At 71.4% G+C, this 8,749-nt stretch carries 8 protein-coding genes; 5 read left to right on the forward strand and 3 right to left on the reverse strand.

What is annotated here, in order from left to right; all coding sequences use genetic code 11:
- Positions 1 to 132: 132 nt before the first annotated feature.
- Positions 133 to 1,770, reverse strand: a complete 1,638-nt coding sequence (locus AB0C69_RS32775; RefSeq protein ID WP_360358811.1) for an LCP family protein — start codon at positions 1,768 to 1,770, stop codon at positions 133 to 135.
- A 183-nt stretch (positions 1,771 to 1,953) separates the two neighbouring features.
- Here AB0C69_RS32775 and AB0C69_RS32780 point away from each other — a divergent pair, with 183 nt between their 5' ends.
- Positions 1,954 to 2,808: a protein kinase gene (locus tag AB0C69_RS32780; protein ID WP_353833313.1), complete on the forward strand. Its 855-nt coding sequence runs from the start codon at positions 1,954 to 1,956 to the stop codon at positions 2,806 to 2,808.
- 62 nt (positions 2,809 to 2,870) lie between these two features.
- Here AB0C69_RS32780 and AB0C69_RS32785 read toward each other — a convergent pair whose 3' ends face one another.
- Both AB0C69_RS32785 and AB0C69_RS32790 read right to left on the reverse strand, forming a co-directional pair.
- On the reverse strand, positions 2,871 to 3,437 hold the full coding sequence (locus AB0C69_RS32785; RefSeq protein ID WP_360358812.1) for an OmpA family protein: 567 nt from the start codon (positions 3,435 to 3,437) through the stop codon (positions 2,871 to 2,873).
- Complete coding sequence (locus tag AB0C69_RS32790) at positions 3,434 to 4,015, reverse strand: hypothetical protein (protein ID WP_345177163.1); 582 nt, start codon at positions 4,013 to 4,015, stop codon at positions 3,434 to 3,436. Before AB0C69_RS32790 ends, AB0C69_RS32785 begins: the two co-directional genes overlap by 4 nt.
- A 130-nt stretch (positions 4,016 to 4,145) precedes the next feature.
- Between AB0C69_RS32790 and AB0C69_RS32795 the strand changes: the two genes are divergently transcribed.
- From AB0C69_RS32795 to AB0C69_RS32810, 4 genes are all read left to right on the forward strand, one after another.
- Positions 4,146 to 4,823 (forward strand): helix-turn-helix domain-containing protein, encoded by a 678-nt coding sequence (locus AB0C69_RS32795; RefSeq protein ID WP_360358813.1) that lies wholly within the window; start codon positions 4,146 to 4,148, stop codon positions 4,821 to 4,823.
- A 297-nt stretch (positions 4,824 to 5,120) separates the two neighbouring features.
- Positions 5,121 to 5,951, forward strand: coding sequence for a hypothetical protein (locus AB0C69_RS32800; RefSeq protein ID WP_345177166.1), 831 nt, complete (start codon positions 5,121 to 5,123; stop codon positions 5,949 to 5,951).
- 12 nt (positions 5,952 to 5,963) lie between these two features.
- A complete protein-coding gene (locus AB0C69_RS32805) occupies positions 5,964 to 7,961 on the forward strand; it encodes a fumarate reductase/succinate dehydrogenase flavoprotein subunit (RefSeq protein WP_360358814.1) in 1,998 nt (665 codons plus the stop codon).
- Positions 7,958 to 8,749, forward strand: a 792-nt coding sequence (locus AB0C69_RS32810) for a succinate dehydrogenase/fumarate reductase iron-sulfur subunit (protein ID WP_360358815.1), incomplete at its 3' end; no start/stop codon positions are given. The genes AB0C69_RS32805 and AB0C69_RS32810, both read left to right, overlap by 4 nt.

Below are 8,749 nucleotides of genomic sequence, written 5' to 3' on the forward strand. Positions count from 1 at the left end.
ACCTACCTGACGGGCGGCCTCGTCGCCCTCGGCATCATGATCGCCCGCCGCTCCCGCAAGGGCGACTTCCCCTTCGGCCCCTACATGCTCGCCGGGACGCTCGCGGCGATCCTGCTCGCGGCCGGATGAGGGTCAGCCGCAGAGCTTGCGGCCCGCCTTGACGCCTCCGCCGATCTTGTTGATGGCGGGCGGCGCGAGGCGCACCCCGTTCGCCCCGATGACGAGCCGGACGCCGTCCCGCGGACCGGCGGGGTCGGAGGTGAGCAGGGCGTCCGGGACGTCCCGCGCGAGCGCCGACGCCTGCGCCTCCGCGGCCGGCGCGTAGACGAGGCGGCTCTCCGGGGCCGCGGCGGCCTTCTCGACCTTCTTCTCCACCGTGAACCCGCGCTGCCGGAGCTGGTTCACGACCTGCTTCACCCGGGCGTCCCGGGCGCCCGCGTCGACCACGGTGACGCGCACCTTGCCGGGCGAGGGCGGCGCCGGCCGCGGCCGGGCGGGCCCGGCCGGCTCCGCGGGCAGCTCGTCGTCGTGCCGGATCGCCTCGAACAGCGGCTTCGCGAGTTCCTCGTTCCACTGGACGCGGTTGGGATCCGGCGCGTAACCCTCCACGGGGACGGTGACGAACCGCACCTGGCCCGCGCTCATCCCCTTGAGCCCGTCCGCCAGCTTCCGCATCCCCGCCAGATCCAGGTCGTCGTCGGTCGTCATCGACTTGGTGGCCGCCTTGAGGAACTTGTACGTCTTCGCCGGATCCTTGAGGACGGACCCGCTGGTGGCCTTGTCGACCACCGCCGCCATGAACTTCTGCTGCCGTTCGATGCGCTCCAGGTCGGAACCGTCGCCGAGCGAGTAGCGCGCGCGCACGTAGCCGAGCGCGTCGTCCCCCTTCACGGTCTGCTTCCCGGCCTTCAGGTAGAGCTCGGCCCTCGGGTCCCTGACGGGCTTGTCGACGCAGATCTCGACGCCGCCGAGGGCGTCCACCATCCGCTTGAACCCGGCGAAGTCCACCTGGACGAAATGGTCGATGTGGATGTCGGTGAGCGACTCCAGCGTCTTCCACGTGCACGTCGGCCCCGCGTACGCGAACGCCGCGTTCAGCATCCCGAACTGGGCCGGGACGGTGCCGCCCTTCTCCTTCTTGCACGCCGGCATCTTCACCATCGAGTCGCGCGGGAAGCTGATCCCGATCGCCTGGTCCCGGTTCGGCGACAGGTGCAGCAGGATCGTGGTGTCCGACCGCGCCCCGGCCATCCCCGGCACCGCGTACTCCGAGTTCTCGCCCTCCCGCGTGTCGGACCCGATGAGCAGGATGTTGAGCGACTTGTTGAGCTTCTTCGGCCGGTTCGCGCCGAGCTTGTCGCTGACGTGCTTCTGCTCGATCCCGCCGACGAGGTCGTGGTAGAGCCACGCCGCGCCGCCGCCGGCGGCCAGCAGCAGCGCCACCGCGCCGACCGCGACCCACCGCAGCCCCTTCCGCCGCCCGCCACCGCGCCGGGCACCGGTGGCGGTCCCGGCGGGCGCGTCTTCGTCCGGCCCGCGTTCCTCCGCCTCCGCCCCGCCTGGCGCGACCGCCTCCTTGTCGTCGGCGTCCTTGTCGTCGGCGGTCGACTTCTCCTCGCCCGTCGCCGTCTCATCCGTCTCGGCTTCCGCGGAAGCGTCTCGTCCCGGGGAATCCGGTTCCGTGCCGCCGGCCGCCTCTGGGGCCGCCGGTGGCCGGCGGGCGGCCTCGTCCCCCGCGAGGTCGTCGCGGCGAGGGTCTTTGTCGCTCATCGGTCCCGTTTCGGGGCGGGCCCTGGGGAGGGCACGTGGTCTGCGTGGTCCGTCAGTTTAGGGAGGCCGCCGACTGGGGGAGCCTGTACCTCCAAGTGTTAGATGCCTAGAACGCCCGTTCTGTTGACAGGCGAGCGGAAATCCGGGGTCGCGGGGCGGGCGGCCTTCCGTACGATCGGTGCCGTGGACGCGGGGTGGGTGATCGGCGGGCGGTTCACCATGCTCGACCGGATCGGGGTGGGAGGGACCAGCCGCGTGTGGCGCGCGTTCGACCGCGCGGAAGGGCGGTACTGCGCGGCCAAGCTCGTCCGGCAGCAGGGCGCGACGTCGATGCTGCGGGTCGTCCGGGAACGGGCGCTGCGCATGGCGCACCCCCACGTGCTGACCCCCTACGCCTCGTGCATGGCGTACGACGACGTGCTCCTCGCCATGGACCTCGTGCGCGGGGGTTCGCTGGAGACGCTCCTCGGTGACTACGGCAGGCTTCCGCCCGAGTACGCGGCCGAGATCCTGGACCAGTTGCTGGCCGCGCTGAGCCACATCCACGGCGCCGGGGTCGTCCACCGGGACGTCAAGCCCGCCAACCTGCTGCTGGAGCCGAGCCCGGTCGGGGCGCCGCACGTGCGGCTCGCCGACTTCGGGATCGCGCTGGGGGAGGACGACCAGCGCTTCACCACCACCGGCTTCGTCGTGGGGACGCCGGGGTACCTCGCTCCCGAGGTGCTCGACTGGGACCGTCCCGGCCCACGGCAGGACCTGTACGCCGCGGGCATGGTCGCCTGGCGGATGCTGACCGGCGCCGGGGACCCCGCGCCGCGCCAGCGCATCGGCGTGCCGCCCCCCGGTGTCCCGCCCCTGTTGTGGGCGCTGGTCGCGCATCTGTGCGCGGCCGACCCTGCGCAGCGCCCCGCGCACGCCGAGGCGGCGCGCCGGGCGCTCGCGGCATGCCGGCTGGAACTTCGCTTCCCCGTCCGCACGCTGGACGGCGAGCCCCTGCAGATCTTCGACCACCTGGGCCCGCCGCCCGCACCCGTCTGAGCGGAAGGGGCACCGGGCGGCGGGGATGACCACGCGGCGGTCCTTGCGCTCGCCGCCCGCTGTCAGCTCTTCTCGTAGACGATCTCGACTCGGCGGTTCTTGGCGCGGCCGGCGGGGTCGTCCTTGCCGCCCTGCTCGTTGGGGGCGACGGGCTTGGTCTCGCCGTAGCCCCGGGCCTCGATCCGCGGGCCCGTCCCCGTCAGGGCGCCCGCCAGCTCGGCCTTGACCGCCTCGGCACGCTGTTCGGAGAGCGTCAGGTTGGAGGCGGGGTCGCCGATGGAGTCGGAGTGCCCCGACACCCGGACCGCTCCCCGGGCGTCGCGGAGGCGGGGCGCCAGCTCGGCTATGCGGCGGCGCGCGGCGCCGGTGAGCGTCGCCTTGCCGAAGTCGAACAGGACGTCCGCCGAGATGCGGACGGTGACCTGACGCCCGCCGGCCTCTTCCTCCTCCAGGGGGACGACCGCCTGTTCGAGGTCGATGCCGCGCACGGAGGCGTCGGTTTCGATCGAAAGGACGCTCTGGGCCAGGTTCTGGTCCGGGGCTCCGGGGTCGGCCCCGGCGACGGCCGGGACCGCGAGCACGAGGGCCAGGGCGCCCGCGAGGACGGCCGGACGGCGCACGCGGCTCACCGCTCGACCGGGACGTCGCGGAAGGTGGGCCATGTGCCGATCTGCAGGTCGACGGACTTCACGTTCTCGGGCGGGGCGGCGAAGGTGAAGTAGAACGGGGTGGGCTGGTCGTTGGCCATGTTCGTGAAGATCTCGTCGGTCTGCAGCTCCTTGCCGCCGGAGTCCTTCACCACGACGTACCGCTTGAGGTTGACCGGGTCGATCAGCGCGGTGCCGAGGCCGTGCTCGCCGTTGAGGCGGTAGGCGTTGACGCGGGTCGGTCCGCCGGGGGGCACGTGCGGGGTGAGCTGCACGGTGAGGGTGGCGAGCCTCCCCTTCGCCCTGAGGCCCATGACCGCGATGTCGAGCTTGGCGCCCTGGGCGATCGGGCTGTCGAAGGTGCCCTTCACCACCGGCTTGGCGGCGTCGTCGAAGCTCGCGCCGCCCACGGCGCCCGCGGCCTTCCTGCCGCCTGCCGGGGAGGAGGACGAGGACGAGGACGAGGGCCCGTCCGTCCCCGGCAGGGAGCAGCCGGCCAGGCCGCCGGTGAGGAGCAGGGCCGTCGCGGTGGCGGCGCCCAGGCGATGTGCCAGGCCCATCGTCGATCCTTCCGATCGTCACATATGCAAACGCTGTTTTCCGTGGCACGATGGCAGCGGATCCCGCACAACCATGTGCGGTCGCGAATCTAGCGTTTGCATCTGTAAATCGTCAAGGGGGGCCGGTGAGGTGAGCGTCGCCGAGGACACGATCGCCCGGAACCGCGCGCTGCAGACCGAGTGGTACGGAGAGCCGCTCGGCGACCGCGTCCGGCCGCTGCTCGGCCGCCTCGGGATGTCGCAGTCGGGGCTCGCCGGCGTGCTCGGGCTCTCGGCGCCGATGCTCTCCCAGCTCATGTCGGGCCAGCGCGCCAAGATCAGCAACCCGGCCGTCCTGCACCGCCTGATGGCGGTCGAGGACCTCGTCGCCGCGCCCGGCTTCGACGCGCTGACCGCCGCCGGGGTCCAGGCGCGGCTGGAGGAGATCAAGGCGGAGTCGGCGGCCACGACGTCGGGGATGCGCGGCGCGGTCTCCGGGCGCGTCCCCGCCGGGCCCGCGCCGTCGAGCGCCGAGGGCGCGGCGGAGCGCGCGGCCGAAGGTGGGGCGGCGGAGCGTGCGGCCGGACGCGGGGCGGCCGAGCCGGCGCGGCTCGTCCAGGCCCTGCTGCGCGAGGTGGCGTCCGCCGCCGAGATCGAGGCGGCCGCCGGGCTCATCGCCGACCGCTTCCCCGATCTCGCCGAGGTGCTGCGGGTGTACGGGGCCGGCCGCACGAGCGAGGCCGAGGCGCACTTCGCCCGGACGGTGCTGAAGCACACGCCCGGCGATCGGGCGGCCATGCCGCAGCGGTCTCGTCTCGATTCAATTTGATCATAACGACTGGTTATGGGTCCCGGAGGCCGCGAAAGGGCGCCGAACGGGCTAAAGTCTGTGGTCAGGGTCACATGCGGGTCTGCCTGTTATGTATGTCACAGCTCCTGGCGGGTGGCGTAGGGTCGCTTCGCTGGAAGCGCACACGAGGCGTCACGGCCCGCATGCGGCACGGCCTCCGGCCGCCGCGCGCGGCCCGGCCGGGGCGCCCCGCCGCCGGCCGAGGCGCGAACGGCCGCATGGTGCGCGCGGACCGTGGTACGGGGACACGACGACCCGAGCTCAGGAGAGCGATCGATGACCACTGTGGAGGCGCCGGCCAAGTCGCGCGCCCAGATCAAGGAACGCACCCTCCGCAAGGACAACTGGCGCCTGTATCCGGTCACGACCTTCGTGATCTTCACGGCATGGGTGGTGTACGCGACCGTCCGGGCCTTCTGGGGCGCGGCCTTCTACGTGCCGGAGTTCCACTACCTGACGCCGTTCTACTCCCCGTGCCTGAACGAGATCTGCAACAACGTCACGGTGGACGGCCACACGGGCGACGCGGCGGAGTTCGGTACCTTCCTGCCGGCGGCCACCCGCGGCTGGATCCCCTTCGCGGCGATCTCGCTGCCGTTCCTGCTGCTGTTCCGGCTGACGTGCTACTACTACCGCAAGGCCTACTACCGCTCGTTCTGGGCGGCTCCGTCCGCGTGCGCCGTCCGCGAGCCGCACGGCAAGTACACCGGTGAGCGCCGCTTCCCCTTGATCGGCCAGAACCTGCACCGGTACTTCTGGCTCGCCGCCTTCGCGATCTCCCTGATCAACACCTGGGACGCGGTCCGCGCCTTCCACGGCAAGGACGGCGGGTTCGGCATCGGGCTCGGCACGCTCATCCTGGTCGCGAACGTGGTCCTGCTCTGGCTGTACACGCTGTCGTGCCACTCGTGCCGGCACATCGTGGGCGGCCGGCTGAAGAACTTCTCCAAGCACCCCTTCCGCTACCGGATGTGGGGCTGGGTGTCCAAGATCAACCAGCGCCACGGGATGTACGCCCTGATCACCCTGGGCTCGCTGGTGGTGGCCGACCTGTACGTCGCGCTGGTCGCCAGCGGCACCATCTCCGACCTGCGCATCTTCAACTGAGGCCAAGGAATCATGACTGAGATCGAGAGGCACCTCTACGACGTCGTGGTGATCGGCGCGGGCGGCGCCGGGCTGCGCGCGGCGATCGAGGCGCGCCTCCAGGGCAAGAAGACCGCGATCATCTCCAAGTCGCTGTTCGGCAAGGCCCACACGGTGATGGCCGAGGGCGGGGCCGCCGCGGCGATGGGCAACGTCAACGCCAACGACAACTGGATGGTCCACTTCCGCGACACCATGCGCGGCGGCAAGTTCATGAACAGCTGGCGCATGGCGGAACTGCACGCCAAGGAGGCCCCGGAGCGCATCTGGGAGCTGGAGCTGTGGGGCGCGCTGTTCGACCGCACCAAGGACGGCAAGATCAGCCAGCGTAACTTCGGCGGGCACGAGTACCCGCGGCTGGCGCACGTCGGCGACCGGACGGGCCTGGAGCTGATCCGCACCGCCCAGCAGAAGATCGTCGCCCTCCAGCAGGAGGACCACGCCGAGCACGGCGACTACGAGGCCAGGCTGAAGGTCTGGGCCGAGACGACGGTCACGCGGCTGCTGAAGGACGCAGACGGGAAGATCTGCGGCGCGTTCGGCTACGTCCGGGAGACCGGCAAGTTCGTCGTGTTCGAGGCGCCCGCGGTGGTGCTGGCGACCGGCGGCATCGGCAAGGCGTTCAAGGTCACGTCCAACTCCTGGGAGTACACCGGGGACGGGCACGCGCTGGCCCTGCTCGCGGGCGGATCGCTGCTGAACATGGAGTTCGTCCAGTTCCACCCCACGGGGATGGTCTGGCCGCCGTCCGTCAAGGGCATCCTCGTGACGGAGTCGGTGCGCGGCGACCGCGGCGTCCTGCGCAACTCCGAGGGCAAGCGGTTCATGTTCGACTACATCCCCGAGGTCTTCAAGAACCAGTACGCCACCACCGAGGAGGAGGGCGACCGCTGGTACGACGACCCCGACAACAACAAGCGCCCGCCCGAGCTGCTGCCGCGCGACGAGGTGGCGCGCGCGATCAACTCCGAGGTCAAGGCGGGACGCGGGTCGCCGCACGGCGGGGTCTTCCTCACCGTCGTCGACCGGATGCCGGGCGGCGCCGCTGAGATCGTCAAGCGGCTGCCCTCGATGTACCACCAGTTCAAGGAGCTGGCGGACGTCGACATCACCAAGGAGCCGATGGAGGTCGGCCCGACCTGCCACTACGTGATGGGCGGGGTGGAGGTCGACCCCGACACCGGCGCCGCCCAGGTGCCCGGCCTGTTCGCGGCGGGCGAGGTCTCCGGCGGCATGCACGGCTCGAACCGGCTCGGCGGCAACTCGCTGTCCGACCTCCTGGTGTTCGGCCGCCGGGCCGGGCTCGGCGCGTCGGAGTACGTGGACGGCCTCCCGGCGCGTCCCGCCGTCCCCGACGCCGAGATCGAGGCGGCGACGGCCGAGGCGATGGCCCCGTTCGAGCGGGAGGGCGGCGAGAACCCCTACGCCGTCCACGCCGAGCTGCAGCAGACGATGAACGAGCTGGTCGGCATCATCCGCAAGGAAGAGGAGCTGAAGCAGGCGATCGAGTCGCTCGGCAAGCTCCGCGAGCGGGTCGCGGCCGTCAGCGTCGACCCCGTCGCGGTCGGCGACGGGCGCGGCTACCACCCGGGCTGGCACCTCGCGCTCGACCTGCGCAACATGCTGCTGGTGTCCGAGGCGGTCGCGAAGGCGGCGCTGGAGCGCCAGGAGAGCCGCGGCGGCCACACCCGCGACGACTACCCGGCGATGTCGCCGGAGTGGCGGAAGGTCAACCTCGTCTGCTCGCTGGCCGGCGACCCGTCCTCGCCGCACGTCGAGCTGAGGCGCCAGCCGCTGACGCCGATGCGGCAGGACCTGCTCGAACTGTTCGACAACGACGAGCTGAAGAAGTACCTGACCGCCGAGGAGCTGCCGACGCCCCTCGCCGGGAAGGGCCCGGCCGGCGACGCGGAGGCCGCGCCGGAGCCGGACGCGGACGACGCCGCGGAGAACGAGGAGGACGGCCGATGAGCTACGAGGCGAAGTTCAAGGTCTGGCGCGGCGACGACGGCGCGGGCGAGCTCACCGACTACACCGTCGAGGTGAACGAGGGCGAGGTCGTCCTCGACATCATCCACCGGCTTCAGGCCACGCAGGCGCCCGACCTCGCCGTCCGGTGGAACTGCAAGGCCGGCAAGTGCGGCTCGTGCTCCGCGGAGATCAACGGCATGCCGCGGCTGCTGTGCATGACCCGGATGTCGACCTTCGACCCGGAGGAGACGGTCACCGTCACCCCGGTGCGCACCTTCCCGGTGATCCGCGACCTGGTCACGGACGTGTCGTTCAACTACCAGAAGGCACGCGAGGTCCCCTCGTTCGACCCGGGCGACGCCAAGCCGGGCGAGCTGCGCATGCAGCAGGTGGACGTCGAGCGCTCGCAGGAGTTCCGCAAGTGCATCGAGTGCTTCCTGTGCCAGAACGTCTGCCACGTCATCCGTGACCACGAGGAGAACAAGCCCGAGTTCGCGGGCCCGCGCTTCCTCATGCGCATCGCGGAGCTGGAGATGCACCCGGCCGACCAGGCCGACCGGCGCAACATCGCGCAGGACGACCACGGGCTCGGCTTCTGCAACATCACCAAGTGCTGCACCGAGGTCTGCCCGGAGCACATCAAGATCACGGACAACGCGCTGATCCCGATGAAGGAGCGGGTCGTCGGCCGCAAGTACGGCATTCAACCCCGGCATAGGTTCGGAGGGTCGCCTTCCACGGAGGTGGCCCCGATGACGTGGCCGGATCAGCGCGCTCCTCCCAGGGAC

The sequence above is a fragment of the Actinomadura sp. NPDC048032 genome (assembly GCF_040653175.1).
In the GTDB taxonomy this organism is placed as follows: Bacteria; Actinomycetota; Actinomycetes; order Streptosporangiales; family Streptosporangiaceae; genus Spirillospora; species Spirillospora verrucosospora.